The 828-nt window shown below is 62.1% G+C and carries 1 protein-coding gene and 1 pseudogene; both read left to right on the forward strand.

Features of this window, described 5'->3' with window-relative positions; all coding sequences use genetic code 11:
* Nucleotides 1-292 (forward strand): annotated as a pseudogene (locus NKJ13_RS31735) (hypothetical protein); the annotation flags it as partial.
* Nucleotides 237-812, forward strand: coding sequence for an IS630 family transposase (locus tag NKJ13_RS31520; protein WP_502901967.1), 576 nt, complete (start codon nucleotides 237-239; stop codon nucleotides 810-812). The pseudogene NKJ13_RS31735 and the gene NKJ13_RS31520, both read left to right, overlap by 56 nt.
* The last annotated feature ends 16 nt before the right edge of the window (nucleotides 813-828 follow it).

Raw genomic sequence — 828 nt, forward strand, 5'->3', positions numbered from 1 at the left:
GAGCCTGGTGCCCAAGCCGAGCGGAGGCCGCCGCCATTCCAAGCTCGACCCGCATCGTGCGTTCCTGATTGGTTGTGTGGCCGAGAAGGACGACATCACCATGCCGGAGCTTGCCGCCGAGCTGGTTACTGCTACAGGCGTCCAAGTGGCTCCCGCCTCGATCTCACGTTGGCTCATCAGGAACGGCTACCGCTTCAAAAAAAACGCTGCTGGCCAGCGAGCAAGATCGACCCGACATCAGCAAGGCGCGCCAGCAGTGGCGGGCCAAACGCCAGCCGCGGATGCGGCTTGAGCCACATCGGCTGGTGTTTATCGACGAGACCGGAACCACTACGAAGATGACGCGCCTGCGCGGTCGCTGCCTGAAGGGCCAACGGCTACGCTCAAAGGCACCGTTCGGACATTGGAAGACGCAGACCTTCATCGCCGGGCTGCGCTGCCATGGGCTCACCGCCCCTTTCGTCGTCGACACGCCGATGAACCGTCGCATCTTCGACACCTACGTCGAAACGCAGCTCGCTCCGACGCTGGCAAAGGGCGATGTGGTCATCCTCGACAATCTCGCTGCCCACAAGAGTCCGGCCGCCGAGGCAGCCATCCGGGCCAGAGGCGCATGGCTGCTCTTCCTGCCGCCCTACAGCCCCGATCTCAACCCGATCGAAATGGCCTTCGCCAAGCTCAAGGCGCATCTGCGCGCAAAGGCCATCAGAACCATCGACGCCCTGTGGCAGGCCATTGGCGATATCTGCAATCTCTTCTCTCCAACAGAATGCAGAAACTACTTCACTGCCGCAGGCTATGGACTCACATGAAAGTCCGCCGCTCTAG

Origin of the sequence: Mesorhizobium sp. M0174, from assembly GCF_040322275.1 — a bacterium.
Lineage (GTDB): Bacteria > Pseudomonadota > Alphaproteobacteria > Rhizobiales > Rhizobiaceae > Mesorhizobium.